This is a genomic window from Bradyrhizobium sp. FW305-F6 (assembly GCF_058782905.1).
Genome location: NZ_JBYSYD010000003.1, coordinates 471,149 through 490,753, shown reverse-complemented (window position 1 = coordinate 490,753; position 19,605 = coordinate 471,149). Strand labels below are relative to the sequence as shown.

At 65.8% G+C, this 19,605-nt stretch carries 13 protein-coding genes and 1 pseudogene; 9 read left to right on the top strand and 5 right to left on the bottom strand.

Features of this window, described 5'->3' with window-relative positions:
- Window positions 1–123: 123 nt before the first annotated feature.
- A complete protein-coding gene (locus tag AC3WLX_RS22785; protein WP_492337662.1) occupies window positions 124–1,215 on the bottom strand; it encodes a zinc-binding metallopeptidase family protein in 1,092 nt (363 codons plus the stop codon).
- Between the two features lie 227 nt (window positions 1,216–1,442).
- Here AC3WLX_RS22785 and AC3WLX_RS22780 point away from each other — a divergent pair, with 227 nt between their 5' ends.
- The 3 genes from AC3WLX_RS22780 to AC3WLX_RS22770 all read left to right on the top strand — a co-directional run bounded on the left by AC3WLX_RS22780 (window position 1,443) and on the right by AC3WLX_RS22770 (window position 6,604).
- Window positions 1,443–3,905 (top strand): hybrid sensor histidine kinase/response regulator, encoded by a 2,463-nt coding sequence (locus AC3WLX_RS22780; RefSeq protein ID WP_492337661.1) that lies wholly within the window; start codon window positions 1,443–1,445, stop codon window positions 3,903–3,905.
- A 149-nt stretch (window positions 3,906–4,054) separates the two neighbouring features.
- Window positions 4,055–5,329 carry an MFS transporter gene (locus tag AC3WLX_RS22775; protein ID WP_492337660.1) on the top strand — a complete coding sequence of 425 codons (1,275 nt, stop codon included), beginning with the start codon at window positions 4,055–4,057 and terminating at the stop codon, window positions 5,327–5,329.
- A 24-nt stretch (window positions 5,330–5,353) separates the two neighbouring features.
- On the top strand, window positions 5,354–6,604 hold the full coding sequence (locus tag AC3WLX_RS22770; RefSeq protein WP_492337659.1) for an arsenic transporter: 1,251 nt from the start codon (window positions 5,354–5,356) through the stop codon (window positions 6,602–6,604).
- A gap of 73 nt (window positions 6,605–6,677) precedes the next feature.
- On the opposite strand, the pseudogene AC3WLX_RS22765 reads toward AC3WLX_RS22770, so the two are convergent.
- Window positions 6,678–7,109, bottom strand: a pseudogene (locus tag AC3WLX_RS22765) (DUF2380 domain-containing protein); the annotation flags it as partial.
- Window positions 7,110–7,300: 191 nt separating this feature from the next.
- On the opposite strand from AC3WLX_RS22765, the gene AC3WLX_RS22760 reads away from it, so the two are divergent.
- The 3 genes from AC3WLX_RS22760 to AC3WLX_RS22750 all read left to right on the top strand — a co-directional run bounded on the left by AC3WLX_RS22760 (window position 7,301) and on the right by AC3WLX_RS22750 (window position 12,515).
- Window positions 7,301–8,680: a sensor histidine kinase gene (locus AC3WLX_RS22760; RefSeq protein ID WP_492337658.1), complete on the top strand. Its 1,380-nt coding sequence runs from the start codon at window positions 7,301–7,303 to the stop codon at window positions 8,678–8,680.
- Window positions 8,677–9,339, top strand: coding sequence for a response regulator (locus tag AC3WLX_RS22755; protein ID WP_291620344.1), 663 nt, complete (start codon window positions 8,677–8,679; stop codon window positions 9,337–9,339). The genes AC3WLX_RS22760 and AC3WLX_RS22755 overlap by 4 nt, the downstream gene beginning before the upstream one ends.
- 287 nt (window positions 9,340–9,626) lie before the next feature.
- Window positions 9,627–12,515, top strand: a complete 2,889-nt coding sequence (locus AC3WLX_RS22750; RefSeq protein ID WP_492337657.1) for an autotransporter family protein — start codon at window positions 9,627–9,629, stop codon at window positions 12,513–12,515.
- 96 nt (window positions 12,516–12,611) lie between these two features.
- Here AC3WLX_RS22750 and AC3WLX_RS22745 read toward each other — a convergent pair whose 3' ends face one another.
- Entirely contained in the window at window positions 12,612–13,595 is a 984-nt protein-coding gene (locus tag AC3WLX_RS22745) for a VOC family protein (protein ID WP_492337656.1), read from the bottom strand.
- A gap of 145 nt (window positions 13,596–13,740) precedes the next feature.
- Here AC3WLX_RS22745 and AC3WLX_RS22740 point away from each other — a divergent pair, with 145 nt between their 5' ends.
- A complete protein-coding gene (locus AC3WLX_RS22740) occupies window positions 13,741–14,532 on the top strand; it encodes a DNA-binding transcriptional regulator (protein WP_492337655.1) in 792 nt (263 codons plus the stop codon).
- Between the two features lie 31 nt (window positions 14,533–14,563).
- Here AC3WLX_RS22740 and AC3WLX_RS22735 read toward each other — a convergent pair whose 3' ends face one another.
- Both AC3WLX_RS22735 and AC3WLX_RS22730 read right to left on the bottom strand, forming a co-directional pair.
- Window positions 14,564–15,748, bottom strand: coding sequence for a cytochrome P450 (locus AC3WLX_RS22735; RefSeq protein WP_492337654.1), 1,185 nt, complete (start codon window positions 15,746–15,748; stop codon window positions 14,564–14,566).
- Between the two features lie 32 nt (window positions 15,749–15,780).
- Window positions 15,781–16,929, bottom strand: coding sequence for an ABC transporter substrate-binding protein (locus tag AC3WLX_RS22730; RefSeq protein WP_492337653.1), 1,149 nt, complete (start codon window positions 16,927–16,929; stop codon window positions 15,781–15,783).
- Window positions 16,930–17,134: 205 nt separating this feature from the next.
- Here AC3WLX_RS22730 and mhpA point away from each other — a divergent pair, with 205 nt between their 5' ends.
- The gene (mhpA, locus tag AC3WLX_RS22725) at window positions 17,135–18,643 is read left to right on the top strand and encodes a bifunctional 3-(3-hydroxy-phenyl)propionate/3-hydroxycinnamic acid hydroxylase MhpA (RefSeq protein WP_492337652.1); all 1,509 of its coding nucleotides are present in this window, start codon (window positions 17,135–17,137) and stop codon (window positions 18,641–18,643) included.
- A gap of 25 nt (window positions 18,644–18,668) precedes the next feature.
- Window positions 18,669–19,520 carry a fumarylacetoacetate hydrolase family protein gene (locus AC3WLX_RS22720; protein ID WP_492337651.1) on the top strand — a complete coding sequence of 284 codons (852 nt, stop codon included), beginning with the start codon at window positions 18,669–18,671 and terminating at the stop codon, window positions 19,518–19,520.
- Window positions 19,521–19,605: the final 85 nt, after the last annotated feature.

The following is a 19,605-nucleotide window of genomic DNA, read 5'->3' as shown; positions in this document are numbered from 1 at the left end:
GCCGTTGGGGCCTGTGGGAGGAGCCGTGTGGCTCCCGTGGTACATCAAAATGGGCTGGAGGCAACGGTCTAAATCCGGGGCCTCTGGCGTACCAGCGCAAGACCGAAATGGGCTCGGGAAGACCTAAGGACGCAGCGCCGCTCCCTGGGGCTCCCCCGCCTTGGCCACGTCCCGGACCAGGTCATGGATGAAGCCCAGCTTGCCGACCACCGCGGGCGACAGGATGAAGGGATAGAGGTCGCGCAGGCCCATGGCGCGGTTGACGCTGTTCATGGCGAAGGTGAAGGGCAGCCATGCGTCGATCAGTGCCTGGACGTCCCTGGCCTCGTAGGGATTGAACCGGATGCGCGCCGTCAACTCCCCGTCGCGATCGACCTTGGGCCGCACCTCCATCCCGAACTCGCTGGCCATCTCCAGCGTGTCGACGATGTGGAGATAGTGCGCCCAGGTCTCGGCGAAGTCTTCCCAGGGATGCATGGTGGCGTAGGCCGAGACGTAGCTCTGCTGCCAGTCCGGCGGCGCGCCTTCGGCATAATGGCGCTGCAGGGCCTGCCCGTAATCGGTGGAATCGTCACCGAAGACCGCACGGCATTCCTCGAGCTTGCCGCCGCCCTGCACCAGCACATCCCAGAAATAGTGCCCGACCTCGTGACGGAAATGCCCGAGCAGCGTCCGATAGGGCTCGCCCATCTCGAGCCTGCGCCGCTCGCGCTCGATCTCGTCGGTCTCGGTGAGCGCGATCGTGATCAGGCCGTTGTCGTGGCCGGTCATGACCCTCTCCCCGCTGTTGGGATCGTCGGCAAGAAAATGGAAGATCAGGCCGTGCTCGGGGTTGTCCTGCCGGGTTTCGAGCGGCAGCTTCCAGCGGATCAGGGAATAGAACAGACGGTGTTTCGCCACCTCCAGCTCGCGCCAGCCGGCAAGCTGAACCGGGTCGGACAAATCCGGGACGATGCCGTTGTGGCGGCAGGCGCGGCAATAACCGGTGGTATCGCCGGCGTCCGTCAGCCAGTTGCAGGCGTCATATTCGGCGTTTCGGCACAGCATCCGGCTCTCACCCTTGTCGGCCAGGATTTTCCAGGCCTCCCCGTCGGGCTCGATCGCCGACATCGTCTCCTTCTCCGGGAGGAAGGCGACCCGGTGGCCGCAGCGTTCGCAGGCCCGGTTCTCGAAATAGAGAACATTGCCGCAGGCCTGGCAGACAAAGAGCTTCAAGATCTGGCCTCTCTGGAAAGGGAGCATTAAGAGAAAACTGGCGCCTCGCGAAGACGCTTCGATCGGCGGATCGTTCCAGCGTCTGGAACAAATTGACAGACCGGACGTTGCTTAGCGGAGTTCTCGGCGCCGAGGATGTGCGCAGTCATTTCCCGTCAATTTATCCTCTAAACAATGGTCATCACGCCCCGTCTGTGTGAATATCGGTCCGGCAAGCGCTCACTTGCATGATGGCCGATGCCTTGAACGATCCCTTGCCTGAGACCATCGCCGCCGAAAGGCTGCGCCAGCACCTCGAAGACGTCGCGCGCGAGCGCGACAACGCCTATCGCGCGCTGCAGGAGCGCGAGGCCGAGCTCGCACGGATCCAGCGCATAGGCAAGGTCGGCGGCGTCGAAGTCGATTTCCGCGAGGGGTTCAAGAACCGCCGTTCGCCCGAATATCTGATGATCCACGGCCTGCCCCCCGAGGCGGCGGACGAAACGCACGAGGCTTGGGTCAACCGCATCCATCCCGAGGACCGGGACGCGACGGTCAGGCATTTCCTGGACGCTCTCGCCGGAACGAGCGGGGATTACACTGCCGAATACCGCATCATCCGTCCGAGCGACGGCGAGACGCGCTGGATCCGGGTCGTCGCCAAGATCGAGCGCGACAAGGATGGCCGCGCCCTCCGCCTCGTCGGCGCCCACATCGACATCACCGACCAGGCGCTCGCGCGCGAAACGCTGCGCGAGAGTGAGGAACGCTTTCGCCTGATCGCCGACAGCGCGCCGGTGCCGATCTGGGTGACCAAGCTCGACCGCAGGCGCTCCTTCGCCAACCAGGCCTATGTCGATTTCGTCGGCCTGCCCTACGATCAGGCCATCGATTTCGACTGGCGTAAGGTGCTGCATCCCGACGACCTGCCGCGCGTGCTCCAGCAATCGGTTGAGGGCGAAGCCTCCCTGAAGCCCTTCGTGCTGGAAGCGCGCTACAGGAACGCCGGCGGCGAATGGCGCTGGCTGCGATCGGAATCGCAGCCGCGCTGGGACCCGACCGGCAAGCATATCGGCTTCATCGGGGTCGCCCACGACATCACCGTCGCCAAGCAGGCGGAGATCGAGCTCCGGCAGCTCAACGAGACGCTGGAAGAACGCATCGCCCAGCGTACCGCCGAGCTCGAAGCCAACGAGGCCCGGCTGCGCGCGATGCTGGAGACCAGCAATCAGTATCAGGGGCTGGTCAATCTGAGAGGGGAGCTGGTCTACGCCAACAGGACCGCGCTTGACGGCATCAAGGCGAGCTCTTCGGAAGTGATCGGAAAGCCGCTATGGGAGACGCCCTGGTTCAGCGAAACGGAGGGCATGAGCGCGCTGGTGCGCCAGGCCTTCGACACCGTGCTGAAGGGTGAAGCGGTCCGCCTGGAGATGCGGCTGCGCCTGCCCATCGGCGAGCGCGATTTCGATTTCGGCATGCGTCCCGTGCTCGACCGCCACGGCAACATCACCGGCGCCGTGCCCGAGGCCGTCGACATCACCGAGCGCCGTCGCGGCGAGGACGCGCTGCGGCAGTCGCAGAAGATGGAGGCGATCGGGCAGCTGACCGGCGGTGTCGCGCACGATTTCAACAATCTCCTCACCATCATCCGCTCGGCAACGGACTTCCTGCGCCGCCGCGAGCTGCCCGAGGAGCGGCGGCGCCGCTATGTCGACGCCATTTCCGACACGGTCGAGCGCGCTTCCAAGCTGACCGCGCAGCTTCTCGCGTTCGCGCGGCGGCAACCGCTGAAGCCGCAGATCTTCAACGTCGGCAGCCAGGTCGAGGGCGTGGCGCAGCTGGTCCGGCCGCTCGTCGGCAGCCGCATCGAGATCGACGTTGAGGTTCAGGATGCCGATTGCTTCACCGTGGCCGACATCGCCCAGTTCGAGACCGCGCTGATCAACCTCGCGATCAACGCCCGCGACGCCATGGACGGCGAAGGCCGCCTCACCATCGCCGTGCGCAAGGTGCAGGGCATCCCGAGCCTGCGCGCGCAACCGGCCCGCAGCGGCGCCTACGTCGCCATCTCCGTCAGCGACACCGGCAGCGGCATCGCGCCGGAGCATCTCGACGCGATCTTCGAGCCGTTCTTCACCACCAAGGAGGTCGGCAAGGGCACCGGCCTCGGGTTGAGCCAGGCCTTCGGCTTCGCAAAACAGTCCGAAGGCGACATCGCGGTGACGAGCAGGCAAGGTGAAGGCACGACCTTCACCTTGTATCTGCCGCAGGCGGACAGCCCAGCGACGGACAACGCTGCCGCGGCGCTGACCCATGAGGCCGCAGCCACCGGGCGCGGCCATCGTGTGCTCGTGGTCGAGGACAACGACGAGGTCGGACGCTTCTCCACCGAACTGCTGGAGGATCTCGGCTATGTCGTGCGCCGTGTCGCGAACGCGAGCGCGGCGCTGGCGATCCTTGGCGAAAACGAGTTTGCCGTCGACCTCGTGTTCTCCGACGTCATCATGCCCGGCATGAACGGCGTCGAGCTCGCGGGCGTGATCCGCGAGCGTTATCCGGGCCTGCCCGTCGTGCTCACCTCCGGCTACAGCAACGTGCTCGCCGAGAACGCCCATCGCGGCTTCGAACTGATCCAGAAGCCGTATTCGGTGGAGTCGCTGTCGCGTATCCTGCGCAAGGCGATCACGGAGAAGATATCGATGGCGAGGTGAGTGTAAGGTTCTCGCGGGGTTGCCGCATCCCTCGTCGTTGCGAGCAATTAGTACCCCGCCCCATCCAACAGACGTGAAGCTCAAAGTCGGGAACAAAGCCGGCCTGACGGCAGTTTCAGCCGCGCTTCACAGCCTCGATCGAGAACCCGATGTCCAGCGAAAATCCCGATCAGGCAAGGCGCGCCGGCCGAGCGCTGGATGCGGCCAATTTCTTCCTTGCCGACGTCCGCGACGGGCTCGGCCCCTACCTCGCCGTCTACCTCCTCACCGAGCAGCGTTGGGACGAGGCGCGCATCGGCCTCGTGATGTCGGTCGCGACCGTCGCCGGCATCGTGGCGCAGACGCCGGCCGGCGCCCTGGTCGATGCGACCCGGGCGAAACGTCTTGTCATGGTGATGGCTGCAATCATGGTGACGCTGGCATCGCTGTCGCTGCCGTTGTTTCCGAGCTTCCTCCCCGTCGCGATCTCGCAAGGCATCGCGCAGGCCGCCGCCGTGGTGTTTCCGCCCGCGATCGCCGCGGTCTCGCTCGGCATCTTCGGCCATGCCGCCTTCACCCGCCGGATCGGTCGCAACGAGACCTTCAACCATGCCGGTAATGCGGTCGCGGCCGCGCTGGCCGGCGTCTCCGCCTATTGGTTCGGTCCGACGGTCGTCTTCTTTCTCCTCGCCGCCATGGCGATCGCGAGCCTCCTCAGCATCCTCGCAATTCCAGCCCGCGCCATCGATCATGACCTCGCCCGCGGGCTGCACGATGCGACGACGGATGCGCAGCGGGACACGCCGTCGGGCTTCGCCGTGCTCCTCACCTGCCGTCCCCTGCTCGTCTTCGCGATCTGCGTGCTGCTGTTCCACCTCTCCAACGCTGCAATGCTGCCGCTGGTCGGGCAGAAACTGGCGCTGCAGGACAAGAACCTGGGCACCAGCCTGATGTCGGCCTGCATTGTCGCCGCGCAATTGGTGATGGTGCCGTTCGCCATGCTGGTCGGCGCCAGGGCCGACCGTTGGGGCCACAAGCGATTCTTCCTTGCAGCGCTCTTGATCCTCCCGATTCGCGGCGCCCTCTACACGCTCTCCGACAATCCGTTCTGGCTGGTCGGCGTCCAGTTGCTCGACGGCGTCGGCGCCGGAATCTTCGGCGCCATCTTCCCCGTCATCGTCGCCGATCTCATGCGCAACACCGGCCGCTTCAACGTCGCTCAAGGCGCGGTCATCACGGCCCAAAGCATTGGCGCGGCGCTGTCGACGACGCTGGCCGGCTTCGTCGTGGTCGGCGCGGGCTACAGCGCGGCGTTCATCACCCTCGGCGTCGTCGCGGCGATCGGCGCAGCCGTCTGCTTTCTCGCGCTGCCCGAGACTCGGCATCGTCCCTCCCGCCCCAAGGGGGAGACAGCAGCGGTGGCATCCGCTATCGCTGCCGAATGAACTCGTTCATCTCAAGGACTGACCGTGCCGTCTGACGCCATCTGGGCCTGGAGCATCATCGCCGTCGCGACCGCAGGGGTGATCATCCGGCCATTTCGTCTGCCGGAGGCCATATGGGCCGCAATCGGTGCCAGCGCCCTGGTGCTGCTGGGTCTGCTGCCGTGGCGGGACGCGCTGACGGGAATCGAGAAAGGCGTCGACGTCTATCTGTTCCTGATCGGCATGATGCTGATCGCCGAGCTCGCCCGGCTCGAAGGCTTGTTCGATTATCTCGCCGCGCTCGCCGTGGAATACGCACGCGGCTCGCCACAGCGGCTGTTCCTGCTGATCTACCTCGTCGGCACGATCGTGACCGTGCTGCTCTCCAACGATGCCACTGCGATCGTGCTGACGCCGGCCGTCTATGCCGCGACGCGCGCGGCGGGCGCCAAGCCGCTGCCTTATCTGTTCGTGTGCGCCTTCATCGCCAATGCCGCGAGCTTCGTGCTGCCGATCTCGAACCCAGCCAATCTGGTCGTGTTCGGCGCTCGCATGCCCCCGCTGGTCGAATGGCTGCGCCTGTTCGCCCTGCCCTCGGCAGCTTCGATCGTGCTGACCTATGTCGTGCTGCGCCTGACCCAGCACCGCGCGCTGAAAGAGGACAAGATTGCGCGCAGCGTGCCGCATCCCGAGCTCGGACGCGGCGGCAAGCTCACGGCCGTCGGCATCGTTGCGATCGGGGTCGTGCTGGTCACCGCGTCCGCGCTGGACCGGCAGCTCGGCCTGCCGACCTTCATCTGCGGCGTGGCGACGGCAGCCATCGTGCTGCTGATCAACCGGCAATCGCCCCTGCCGGTGCTGCGCGGAGTCTCCTGGAGCGTGCTGCCGCTGGTCGGTGGTCTCTTCGTCATGGTGGAAGCGCTGGTGAAGACCGGCGTGATCGCGCAGCTCAGCACGCTGCTGCAGCAGGCTGTGGCGCAGTCCGTGCCGAAGGCCGCCTGGAGCGTCGGCCTCGCGACCGCGCTCGCCGACAACATCGCCAACAATCTTCCGGTCGGCCTCGTCGCCGGCTCGGTCGCCGCCAGCGACCACCTGCCGGCGCCCGTCGTCAGCGCCATCCTGATCGGCGTCGATCTCGGCCCCAATCTGTCGGTCACCGGCTCGCTCGCCACCATCCTCTGGCTGGTCGCGCTCCGGCGGGAGAAGATCGAGGTCGGGGCCTGGCCATTTCTCAAGCTCGGCTTGCTTGTGACGCCGCCCGCTTTGATCGCGGCATTGGCTGCGGCCATCAGGTAACGGCCGCCGGACGCGGCCGCCCAGCCATTTGCGGTGCGCCAATGCCGGCAGCGAGCCACGGCTAAAGTTTCCCCGTCGCGAGCGCAGCCAGGATCTCGCGGGACAGGAATATTTCGGCACGCTCCCAGGCTTCGTCATTGTCGCCGCGGAAGGAATAGAGCTTGTCCATCACGATCTTCCTGGCGCTGATGTCGATCACGGCGACCTTGGCCCATTGCACCAGCGTGCTCGTCTTCTGGATGCCGCCGATGACCTTGAACGCCGCGCCGTCCTGCGCGGACGGAACCAGCCGATAGCGCGGATCGGCACCAATATCCCTTCGAAGGGCAGCCATGAACGCCGCCAGCCGCCGCGCGTGGGCGGCGGTCTGATCGGTTGGTTCGCCCGATGTGTCGCTATAGCTGAAATCGTCCACGGCAACGCCAACGGGGGCCCCGGCAACGACTGGCGAACAAGAGAGGACGAACAGGAGAATGGCAGAGATAATCAGCCGACGGCGGTGCATGAACGAACCTTCCAGGACGGAGTTTTGGCACATCTGGTCGCACGACGAAGGCCATGCAGCTGCGATCATCCCGCCGGATACCGGGAAAATTTCCCGACGTTGCACTGCGGCGAAGCGGGAACGCTTCCCGCACCCTGCGTTCTGCCCTTTAATGCGGGGAGCGACAGCCCCGTTCGCACCAGGTGCCGCCGATGTGGAATCCGAGATTCGATCTCAAGGTCCGTCTGACGCTGCGCGTGGCCGCGATCTCGGCCGCCTGCTTCGCCGCGATCTCCGCCTACTTCCTCGTATCGGCCGACCGTGCTGCGCAGGCGCGCATCGACGGCATCGCCGCCATCGTGGCGAAATCGCTCGAGCTGCAACAGGGCAAGGTTCAGTGGGTCGCCAGCCCGCGCGCGGACTTTCCCAACCTCGATCCTGTTTCTGCCTATGTCATGACGCCCGGCCTGTGTCTGGCATTCCGCGGCACCAGCGGCGACATCCTCCAGCGCTTCTGTAGCGGCGCGCCTGCACCGGCGAAGGCGCCGCCGCAGGCCTTCGCCGCGTTTTACCGCAGCCTGTTCGATCCGGGCCGAGAGGCGGCACGCCCGGTCATCGTGCGGGGAAACAAGCTCGGCGAGACCGTGGTCTCGGTCGATCCTTCGGTGCAGACGGCGGAGGCGTGGCACGAGGCCGGGCGATTGATGATCGCGCTCGCGATCGCGTTGCCGCTGCTCTGCGCTCTGGTCTATGCCGCACTCGCGCGCGCCCTGCGCCCCACCCGCATGATCGGCGACGGACTCGAGCGCATCGCCGCCGGCGATCTCACCGCGCGGCTGCCGCCTTTCGACCTCGCCGAGCTCTCCACCATCCGCGACGTCTTCAACCATCTCGCCGAAAGTCTCGATACGGCACTTGCCGAACGCAACGATCTGACGCGAAAGCTGATCGCGCTTCAGGACGAGGAGCGCCGCCATCTCGCCCGCGAATTGCACGACGAGTTCGGCCAGTCGCTCGCCGCGATCCGCGCGCTTGCCGCATCCGCCCGCCAGACTGCGGCGCAGGACTGCCCCGATCTGCTGGGAGAGTGCGACGGCATCGCCCGGACCGCGACCGGCATGATGGAGTCGCTGCGCGGTGCGCTGTTCCGGCTGCGGCCGCCCGACGTCGACGAGCTCGGCCTGGTCGCGAGCCTCGAAGGTCTGGTGTCGGGATGGAACGGCCGCAGCCGCGGCCAGACCCGCTTCGACATCCGGTTCGAAGGCGCCTTCGAAAGCGTACCGGCGTCCGTCAGCGCCAATCTCTACCGTATCGTGCAGGAGGCGCTCACCAATGCGGCCAAGCACGCCGAAGCAACACGGGTCAGCCTGCATCTGACGGCGACTGAAAGCGAGATTGCCCTCGTGGTCGAGGACGACGGCGGCCCTAACGAGGCTTCCGCCAAATCGGGCATGGGCCTGCTCGGCATGCGCGAGCGTGTCGCCGCACTTCGCGGCCACCTGAGTTTCGAGACCAGCCCTCACGGCTCGGCCCTGCGTGTGTTCATTCCGCTCGTGCCCGCCGATCGGCAGGCGCTGGGGCACGCGGCATGAGCGCGGCTGATACGACCATCCTGCTGGTCGACGACCACTCCGTCGTCCGCGAGGGCTATCGCGCCGTGCTGCAGAAACAGCCGGGCCTGCGTGTCATCGCCGAGGCGGGTGATGGCGCGGAAGCCTATCGCCTGTACAAGTCCGAGGCGCCCGACCTTGTCATCATGGACCTCAGCATGCCCGGCATCGGCGGCATCGAGGCCGTCAGGCGCATCAGGCAGTGGGACAAGGCGGCACGGATCCTGGTCTTCACCATGCATGAGAATGCCGGCTTTGCCGTGCAGGCGATCCGCGCCGGCGCGAGGGGTTACGTCACCAAGACCAGTCCGCCCGAGACCCTGGTGCGCGCGGTCAAGGACGTGCTCGCCGGCAAGATCGCCATCAGCCCCGACATCGACCACGAGCTTGCGCTCAGCCGCATCAGCGGCGAAAGCTCGGCCGCCGACGTGCTGACGCCGCGCGAATTCGAGGTGCTGCGGCTGCTGCTCGCCGAGAACACGACGGAGGAGATCGCCGAGACGCTCCATGTCAGCCCGAAGACGGTTGCGAACCTGCATTCCCTGATCAAGGACAAGCTCGGCGTCGGCTCCGACATCGAACTGGTCCGGCTGGCACTTCGTCAGGGATTGTTGACGGAGCTCGATCTCGGGCGAGCCTGAGGCAAAGCCGGATCATTCAAGCGCGACATGATCCAGTGATGCGCGATTTTCTCTGAGCGACGGAGAAATCCGCGGAATCAACCGAATGATTTGCAGCACCTCGCCCCATGGTGCCGCCAAATTTAGCACGCGTCCCGCGCCTGATTGGGGACGCGAGGTGCAGCATTTTTGCGACAAGGGCGAGAAAACACCAGGACACGGACGCGGCGAAGCCGATTCTGTTGCGCGCGCATGCGGAACTGAACTAGAAATCCCGTTGCAGTTTCTGGGAATTCATTTCGCAGTCCATGCGTAGATCGATTGTCTTATCGAACCGGTGTCCGTTGGTCCGATGGGATTGGCCGAGCATCAACCGGATTCAGCCACGATGGCTGACCGAAATCTGCCTGCATGTCGCGCTGATCTTCTTCTTTGTCGTCGGATGCACGATCGCCGCCAACGCGCAATGTACCCTGACATCGTCCCCTTCGGCGTTCACGGAGGTGGGGGTGAGCTATTCGCAGGCCAACACGGCCAGCCTTTGTACGACGCCTCTGACCTTTTCTCTGGCAAGCGGGGCGTTGCCGAGCGGCACCACGCTCGACCCATCGACTGGCACGGTATCGGGCACGCCGTCCAGCCAGGGATTTTTCAACTACACCATTCAGGTGACCGACGCAGGCTCTGCCGTTAGCCAGGCCTCAAGCAGCGGTACGATCGCGCCCGTCCTCACCCTCACGGCGACCCCATCCGCAACCGCACAAGTCGGCGTGCCCTATTCGCAGACCAATGCCGCCACCGGAGGCACTACGCCCTACAGCTATTCTCTTGCGTCCGGCTCCCTCCCTGGCGGGACTAATCTCGACCCGGCGACCGGTACCGTGTCGGGCACGCCGACCACCCAAGGCGCTTTCAACTACGCCATCCGGGTGACCGGCGCTGGCTCGTCGGCGGCACAGGCCTCCAGCAACGGCACGATCGCGCCGGCCCTCTCCCTGACGGCGAACCCGTCCGCAGCGGCACAGGTCGGCCAAGCCTATTCGCAGACCAACATTGCCAGCGGCGGCACGACGCCCTACGTCTTTTCGCTTGCGTCCGGCTCGCTCCCGGCCGGCACGTCGCTCGACACGTCGAACGGCACCGTATCGGGCACGCCGACCACCCAGGGGCCTTTCAGTTACACGATCAAGGTCACCGACGCCGGCTCGGCGACGGCGCAGACTTCATCCAGCGGCACCATCGCGCCAGGGGCTCTCGCCATCGTGGCGACAGCGTCCATCATCGCGCAGGTCGGTCAGAACTACTCGCAGACCAACGTCGCCAGTGGGGGCAGCACGCCCTATACCTATTCGCTCGCGTCCGGCTCGCTCCCGGCCGGCACGTCACTCGATACCGCGACCGGCACCGTGTCGGGCACGCCGACCACCCAAGGGGCTTTCAGCTATATCATCAGGGTCACCGACGCTGGCGCGGCGAATGCGCAGGCCTCAACCACGGGCACGATCACTCCTGTGACTCTCACCATGACGTCGGCAGCATCCGCCACCACGCAAGTCGGTCAGAGTTATTCGCAGACCAACGTCGCCAGCGGCGGCACCACACCCTACACCTATTCTCTCGGGTCCGGCTCGCTCCCGGCCGGCACGTCCCTCAACCCGTCGACCGGCACCGTGTCGGGCACGCCGACGACCCCGGGTCTTTTCAGCTATACCATCACGGTCACCGACAGCACGGCGCCCATTGCGCAGACCGCGACCGCTGCAAGCAGCGGCACGATTGCGACGACGACGACCACGACGTCGTTGCACTCCTCGGTCAATCCGAGCGTGCTCGGCCAGCCAGTGACGTTTACGGCGACCGTCAGCGGCGGCTCGTCGCCGTCCGGCACGGTGACCTTCAGTGATGGCGGCAGCCAGCTCGGCACCGTCAGTTTGGCCGGCATCACCGCGACGTTCACCACGTCGTCGCTTTCCCTGGGCAACCACGCCATCACCGCCAGGTACAATGGCAACGCGAACAACGCGGCCAGCAGCTCGGCCGTCCTGCAGCAATCGGTCGCCATCCCCGCCGACAGCATCAGACTGCGGCAGATGCAGATTCTCGCTGCCCAGCAATCTGCGCAGCTCTCCGGTCAGATTATCTCCGGCGCCGTCAGCAACGCGATCGACAATGCTTTTAGCGGAAACGTGCAGGCGGTGACGCCGAACGGCAGCGGCTTCACTTACAATTTTGCCGCCGAGGGTCCTGCCGTCCCACCAGCCGGCGGTTGGCAAGCAGGCGGATCGGCAGCGGACAGCCGCGTCAGGGAGTTCATGGCCGCGCCTGACCGCACCACCAGCAATTTGGTCGAGCACGGGTTCTCCGCGCTCGGCTATTCCGGCATCACCAGGGCTCCGCCAAGGACTCCGCCGAGGGCGCCGCCGCCGGACTGGCTGGCGTGGGTCGATGTCCGCGGGATCAGCTTCAGCAATCATGCGCCCGGCACGGACCTCCGCGGCAATCAGCTCAACGTCACGGCAGGCCTCACGCGCAGATTGGGGGCGGACCTCGTCATCGGCGGATTTGGCGGCTTCGAACACCTGGATTTCAATTCAGATGCGTTGAACAGCCGGCTCAAGGGCGATGGCTGGACGGTCGGCGGCTATCTCGGCTGGCAGCTGGCTCCCGACATGAGGTTCGACATGATGCTGGGCCGTTCGGCCATTGGCTACAACGACACGGCCGGCACGGCCTCCGCCACTTTCCGGGGCGCGCGATGGCTGGCATCAGGCGGCCTGACCGGCACCTATGAGGTCCGGGGCTTCTTGCTGCAGCCTTTGGCAAAGCTGTATGCGCTGTGGGAGCGTGACGACGCCTATGTCGACAGCCTCGGTATCGCGCAGCCGAGCTACAGCTTCTCAACGGGGCGGGCCAGCGCGGGCACCCGCGTCAGCTATCCCTTCGCATGGTCGTCCGCGACTTCGTTCGCCCCCTATGCCGGCGTTTATGGCGACTATTACTTCACCGGCAACCAGGCGGCCGTGGCCGGCGTTCCGACAATTCCCCTGTTGCTGCAGGGATGGTCGGCGCGCGTGGCCGCCGGCCTGGACATGAAATTCAACAATGGCGGAACGATTGGATTCGGAGGCGAACTCGGCGGTCTCGGAAGCCATACGTCCGTGCTGACTTACAAGTTGCGCGGTTCGCTACCGTTCTAGAGCGGTTTCGAGCGAGCTGTCGGGTGAAGAAGACGCGTCAAGACAAGAATGTAGAGCTTCGGTTCTGATTCAATCAGACCCGAAAATGTTCCAGCATCATTCGCGCGCGACCACCGAATCCAGCCAAGCGCAGTTCAGCGGCGGCACGCGCGGGTCGGCGACGCGCACGCCGCGCGCGGCAGCATCGAGCCGCATGTCGCGCAATCGTTTGCGTTGCTCTTCCGGCATGTGGAGCCGCTCGTGCCCCCACAGCGACGGGCCGTCGAAGGTCTCGTGCGGCTGCCAGGTCTCGGGATCGATCACGCGCGCGCCCCAGCCATATTCGATGAAGAAGCCGGACGGCGTGTTCACGTAGAACGAGGTCATGTGGTCATTGGTGTGCCGGCCCAGCGTGTAGGCCACGCGCCCCTCGTCCATCTGCGCGAGGTCGTAGCCTTGCCCGACATCGTCGAGGCTGCCGAGCTCGACCATGAAGTGATGCATCGCCTTGCGCCCGGAGCCGACCATCGCAAAGGAGTGGTGGCGGCCGTTGACGTGGAAGAAATAGAGCCCGTAGGGCTTCAGTCCGAAATCGGACACGTGAAAACCGAGCACGTCGCGATAGAACGGCAAGAGCTGCTCGACATCCTCCACATTGAGCACGACGTGCCCCATGCCGAGCGCGCCGGTGCGGAAGCCCGAGATCGGACGGCCCGGGTTGAACGGCTCGCTCGCAAGCTCCGGCTTACAGAACGCCTCCAGCCTGTTGCCGGCGGGATCTACAAACGCGATCAGTTCGGCGACATGCCGCTCGTCCGCGAGCGCGCGCGAGCCTCGGACCACCTTGATGCCGTGGCTTTCCAGCCGTCCCGCCAACCGGTCCAGTTCGGCGGTCGAAGGAACCTCCCAGCCCATCACCGCAAGGCCCCCATCGCTGCCGCCGTCGACGATCAGCCGCTGCTTGCGATCGTCCATGCGGAACGCGCGCATCTTGCCGCCGCGATCGACCTGCTGCATGCCGAGCAGCCCGGTCGCCATCCGGCTCCACTGCTCCAGCTGGGATGAACTGATACCGATATAGCCGAGCGCGGTGATTTCCATCGAATTCCTCCCGGAGGCATCGCGATCACCGCCGCGGCGAGCTTGATACCGGCCGCGCGCGATCTTACGGTGGCGCCCCGCAATCGCTTCGCGTTCGCAATGACAATAATCGCGCCGCGATGTGCCACAAGGGAGGAAATAGGAAGTGTCCAAGGTGCGGACGCCGAACGGCCGGCCGCGACAGTCCGAGGGCGTCCGCGCCTTCAAGCGCGGGCTCGACGTGCTGCACGAGGTCAACCGCTCCGGAGGCATCCGCGCCGGCGATGTCGCCCGTGCACTCGACCTGCCCCGCCCGACGGTCTACCGCCTGCTCGAAACGCTGGAGGAACTCGGCTATATCGCTCGCAGCGCCAGCGACGACCGATTTCGCGTCACCCGGCGCGCGCTCAGCCTCGGCGACGGCTACGATCCCGGCGTGGTGATCAGCCAGGCGGCGGCGCCTCATCTGGCCGATCTCAGCAAGAAGCTGGTTTGGCCGGTCGATCTCTCCACCTATGAAAACGCGGCGATGGTGGTGCAGGAGACCACGCACTCGCGCAGCCCGCTCTCGATCGACCGCGGCATGATCGGCAAGCGCCTGCCGATGCTGCGCACGTCCGCGGGCCGCGCCTATCTCGCCGCCTGCCCGCCGCGCGAACGCGAACTGATCCTCAATCATCTGCGTCGGATCGACGAGGCCGAGGATCGGCCCTTCCTCGATCAGGGCCGGCTCGACCGCATGATCGCCGAGACTGCCGCGCGGGGATACGCGATCCGCAGTGAGGGCGAATACAATCCCAAAACCGCTTCGATCGCCGTTGCGATCGTGCGGGACGGCACCGTATTCGGCTGCATTTCGATCATCTGGATCCGCTCGGCGCTGGGGATCGAGGAAGCCGTCGCAACCTTTGTCGATCCGATCCGCAGCGCCGCAGCAGCCATCGACGTCGGAGCCTGAACTTGGAACGCCGAAATCGACAACCCGCGGGCTATGCCCGTTTCACCCGAACCGGCAAGGAAGCGAGGCCACGCAGCACGTTGTTGAGCGCCAGCACGGGTTCGCCGATCTCGAAACCGGCCACACGCTCCACAAGCACTTCGAGCAGTGCCGTCATCTCCAGCCTGGCCAGATGCAGGCCTGCGCACATGTGCGTGCCGTTGCCGAAGCCGAGATGGTCGTTGGCGCGGCGCTTCACGTCGAAGCGTTCCGGATCCTGCCATTTGCGCTCGTCGCGATTGGCTGATGCGTAGAGCAGCAGCAGGCGGCTCTCGCGCGGAATGGTCAAATCGCCGATCGTGGCATCGGCCGCGAGATGGCGCGTGAACCCTCGCACCGGCGATTCCAGCCGCAGCGCCTCGTTGATCGCATTCGGGATCAGGGCCGGATCCTCGCGGACCAGATGCCATTGCGCGGGATGCCGGCCGAACAGCAGGACGAGATTGGCCGTAGCGAATATGGTCGTATCCAGGCTCGGGCCAAGATAGTCCCGCATCAACACCGGACAGCGCTCCGGCTCGACCTCGCCGCGGTCCGCGGCGGCGAAGATGCGGTCGCCCCAGCTGCCGGGCCTCAGGCGGCTCCTGATCTCGTCTCCGCCGAGATAGGCACGCATCTCCTGAACGTCCTTCAGCGCCGTACAAGCCCGCGCATTCATGCTGCCGAGCACGTTGAAGGTCGCGGCAGCCCAGCGCAGCATGCTGCTGCGGCCATGATCCTCCAGACCCACGAGCTTGGAGACGATCGTCAGCGGCAAGTGCTGAGCCAGATCCGAGACCGCATCGAACTGGCCGCGCGCGACCAGTTCGTCGACGAGCCGGCGCGCCTCCGTTCTGATCGCGGGCGCAATCTCCTCCAGCGCCCGCGGCAGCAACGGCGCCGCTATGATCGCACGAAGCCGATCATGCAACGGCGCATCGCTCGCCAGCGTCGTGCCGCGTGAAATGGTGTTGACGTGATCGTTGGCGGCAACCCCTTCCGCCGAGGAGAACACGGCCGGGTTTCGCAGCGCCGCGCGGACGTCCTCGAAGCGGGCCACCGCATGAAGATCGTTACGCGGCAGCCAGACCACGGCGCCCAGTTCGCGCAGGGCTCTATAGTGGGGATACGGGTCGCGCAGGACCTCGTCGCTGTAGAGATCGACGTCGTAAATGGGTTGTCCGGAAACTGCCGGCATCCTTCATTCTCCCTGCCGTCCCGAGGTACCCCTCAGGGCACGGCCACCCATTCGCCCTTCTCAAGCCGGCCCAGCGTCAACGCGCTCTGGTCGAGGCCGGTGTGGTCATTCGGTCCGTAATTGTAGACACCGCGGGAGCCGGCCAGGCCTTTGAGGCCTTCGATCGCGCTGCGGAGGCCCTCGCGAAATTCGGCCGTTCCGGGCGCGCCGGCCTTGAGCGCGGCGGGTGCGGCACGCTCAATCAACAGCAGGGCATCATAGGCGGATCCCGCAAAGATGTTGCGGCTTCCCGGACCGAACTTGGCTTCGTAGCGCTGAATGAACTCCAGCGCGGCCTGCTTGGCGGGATGTTCGTCCGGCAACGAGGCGGCGCCGACGGCCGGGCTGAGCGGCACGAAGATGCCGTCGCCCTGAGCCCCCGTGAGCTTGCGGAAATCTCCGAAGGTGGCGCCGAGCGTGCCGTACACCTTGCCGGCAAACCCCTTCTCGCGAAGCTGAAGCAGCGGCAGCGCCGCAGGCGCGCCGGAGGCTGCAATGAGGACGGCGTCGGGATTGGCGGCCACGATCTTGAGAATCTGTCCGACGACGGTGTTGTCGGTCCGTGCATATTTCTCGTCGGCGACGAGCGCGATCCCCGCGGCCGCGCTCATCTCCGCACTGACCTTGCTCCAGGCGTCGCCGTAGGAGTCGCCGAAGCCGATCAAAGCGAGCTTCTTGACACCGCTCTTCTTCATGTGCGCGAACAACGGCGCCGCTTCGTGATCGTCGTTGGTGGTGGTCTTGAATATCCAGCGCTTGCGCGCATCGACCGGCGCCACCAGAGCGTTGACGGGGGCCAGCGTAATGACCGGAAGCCGGTATTCCACGGCGGGATCGATCACCGCGAAAGATCCGGGCGTCGTGGTCGGACCGACCAGGATATCGATGTTGCTGCCCTGGAACAGCTTTCGCATCGCGGCGACGGCGGCGGTGCTATCAGAGGCTTCGTCGAGGAAAAGATAGTTGACCTTGTGGCCCGCGATTTCGGTAGCGCCAAAGCTGGCCCCGTTGCGCTCGGCATTGCCGATCGCCGCGGCCGGACCGGTCGTGGACAGCAGGATTCCCACGTTGATGTCGGCAGCCAAAGCCGGCGCCACGAACAATTGGATGGCAAGGTACGCCATTCCCGCGCATTTCAGCATCGTCGTTTCCTCCGCGGCTGCCCGGATCGACAACCCTGCACTTTTTTTCCCGACCCTAAGTAGCCAAGGCAGGCCCGCCGGACGTAGCCTCATTGCGGAAATGTCCGGCTGGCGGACAAGACGGGCTTGGGGCAGGTCGTCCGCTGGGCGGACACTTGGCGCGCCGGCGTTGAAGGACCGGCACCGCTTCGGGAAGAGATGGCCCATGCAAGATCAATCCACCGCTGATGACTTCGACGTCGTGATCGTTGGCCGCGGCCCGGTCGGCGCCACGCTCGCCAACCTGCTCGGCCTTTGCGGCGTGCGGACGCTCGTGCTGGAGCGCGAGGCGCGGACCTATCATCTGCCGCGGGCCGTGCATTTCGACGACGAATGCATGCGCGTGTTTCAGACCATCGGGCTTGCCGACGCGATCCTGCCGCATGTCATCCTCAGTCCCGGCATGCTGTTCTTGGACGCCAACGGCAAGATGCTGCTGGATTGGTCCCGCCCACGCACGCTGACGCCGATGGGCTGGCATCTCAGCTACCGCTTCCACCAGCCGGATCTCGAGGACGTGCTCATCGGCGGGCTCGCCCGCTGGCCACACGTCAGCTTGCGCAACCGCTGCGACGTGTTCGCGCTCGATCAGGACGAGACCGGCGTGCGCGTCCGCTACGAGGACCTCTCGAACGGCAGGCTCTGCGAGGTTCGCGCGTGCTATGTGATCGGCTGCGACGGCGCCCGCTCGCTGGTGCGCCGCTTCATCGGCTCCGGCATGGACGATCTCGGCTTTCACGAGCGGTGGCTGGTGATCGACGCCCTGCTCAAGTGGCCGCGCGACGATCTCGGCGATTACAGCCTCCAGCATTGCGATCCCGCCCGTCCGGCGACCTATGTGCGCGGCACCGGCACGCGGCGGCGCTGGGAGATCACGGTGCTCCCGGACGAAGATTCGAACGATGTAGCGCAGCCGGCGAAAGTATGGGAGCTGCTGTCACGCTGGATCACGCCGGAGGATGCCGAGATCGAGCGCGCTTCGGTCTACACGTTTCATTCCGTCATCGCGCAGCGATGGCGCAACGGACGATTGCTGCTCGCGGGCGATTCCGCGCACCAGACCCCGCCCTTCCTCGGCCAGGGCATGTGCGCCGGCATCCGCGATGCCGCAAACCTCGCCTGGAAGCTGGCGAGCGTGATCGAGGGCGGCGCGGCGCCCGATCTGCTCGACACCTACCAGAGCGAACGTCTGCCGCACGTGCGGGAATTCATCGAGCTGGCCATCCGACTTGGCGGCGTCATCAATACCAAGGCGATCGAGGCCGGCCTTGCCGCCGGCGAGGCTCGCGAGAACGCGCCCGTGAAGCTCGAGGTGAAGAAGCCGCTGCTCGGCCCCGGGCTCGTATCCGCGGACCTGCCGCTGGCCGGACATCTGGCGCCGCAGTTCACCTTGTCCGACGATAGCCGCAGCGACGACCGGACCGGCTACAGCCACGTGCTGCTGGTCGAGACGGCGGCGGCGCTGTCATCGCCTCTCGCGCTTTCGCAGGCGGGGATCAAGGTCCTGACCAGCGACGATGCGAAAGCCGTCGGCGGCTGGCTGCGCGAGCACGGCATCATCGCCGCGCTCGTTCGCCCCGATCGCTATGTGCGCGGCACCGCCCGCAACCAATCCGAGCTCGACCGGCTCATCGCCGTCGTCGCGCCTTCAGCCCATGTACCCTCCGCGGCCTGAGCGGACACTTCTCGAGGATATCTCCATGAAGCTGCTTTCTTTCATCGTCGACGGCCGTCCCTCCTTCGGCGCCGTCAAGGACAACGGTGTCGTCGATCTCGGCGCGCGGATGACAGGCTGCACCACGCTGCGGCAGCTGCTCGAAGCGGGCCGTCTCGCCGAGGCTGGAAGGCTGGCGGCATCCATGGCGCCCGATCATCCGCTCGACAGCATCACCTTCGCCCCCGTGATACCCGATCCCGGCAAGATCATCTGCGTCGGCCTCAACTATCGCGACCACGTCGCCGAGACCGGGCGCACCGTCACCGAAAAGCCCGCGCTGTTCGCGCGCTTCGCCTGCAGCCAGGTCGGCCATCTCCGGCCCATCGTCAAGCCGAAGGTGAGCGACGATTTCGACTATGAAGGCGAGCTCGCGCTCGTCATCGGCAAGGCGGGCCGTCACATCCCGGCCGACCGCGCGCTCGACCACGTCGCCGGTTATTCCTGCTACAACGAAGGCAGCATCCGCGATTGGCAGCGCCACACCAGTCAATTCCTCTCCGGCAAGACCTTTGCCGAAAGCGGCAGTTTCGGCCCTTGGCTCGTGACGACCGAGGAGATTCCCGATCCGTCGAAGCTCACCTTGCAGACTCGGCTGAACGGCAAAATCGTGCAGGACACCACCACGGATCTCCTGATCACCGCCATCCCCGAGCTGATCGCCTACATCTCCACCATCTGCCCGCTCGTGCCCGGCGACGTCATCGTCACGGGCACGCCGGGCGGTGTCGGCGCCAAGCGCACGCCGCCGCTGTGGATGCGCCCGGGCGACAGCGTCGAAGTCGAGATCTCCGGCATCGGCACCTTGCGCAACAGGGTGGTCGCCGAACCGGCCTGACCGTCAACACCGATCAATCAACGACAAGCTTAGGAAACGCCATGGGGACCCCGGGATGTCCTCAAGCTGGTCGCGATCATCACGC

Excerpts from the sequence above, each read along its gene's own strand:
- AC3WLX_RS22780 (WP_492337661.1), top strand. The coding sequence starts at position 1,443 with ATGATGGCCGATGCCTTGAACGATCCCTTGCCTGAGACCATCGCCGCC.
- AC3WLX_RS22775 (WP_492337660.1), top strand. The coding sequence starts at position 4,055 with ATGTCCAGCGAAAATCCCGATCAGGCAAGGCGCGCCGGCCGAGCGCTG.
- AC3WLX_RS22760 (WP_492337658.1), top strand. The coding sequence starts at position 7,301 with ATGTGGAATCCGAGATTCGATCTCAAGGTCCGTCTGACGCTGCGCGTG.
- AC3WLX_RS22755 (WP_291620344.1), top strand. The coding sequence starts at position 8,677 with ATGAGCGCGGCTGATACGACCATCCTGCTGGTCGACGACCACTCCGTC.
- AC3WLX_RS22750 (WP_492337657.1), top strand. The coding sequence starts at position 9,627 with ATGCGTAGATCGATTGTCTTATCGAACCGGTGTCCGTTGGTCCGATGG.
- AC3WLX_RS22745 (WP_492337656.1), bottom strand. The coding sequence starts at position 13,595 with ATGGAAATCACCGCGCTCGGCTATATCGGTATCAGTTCATCCCAGCTG.
- AC3WLX_RS22735 (WP_492337654.1), bottom strand. The coding sequence starts at position 15,748 with ATGCCGGCAGTTTCCGGACAACCCATTTACGACGTCGATCTCTACAGC.
- AC3WLX_RS22730 (WP_492337653.1), bottom strand. The coding sequence starts at position 16,929 with ATGCTGAAATGCGCGGGAATGGCGTACCTTGCCATCCAATTGTTCGTG.
- mhpA (WP_492337652.1), top strand. The coding sequence starts at position 17,135 with ATGCAAGATCAATCCACCGCTGATGACTTCGACGTCGTGATCGTTGGC.
- AC3WLX_RS22720 (WP_492337651.1), top strand. The coding sequence starts at position 18,669 with ATGAAGCTGCTTTCTTTCATCGTCGACGGCCGTCCCTCCTTCGGCGCC.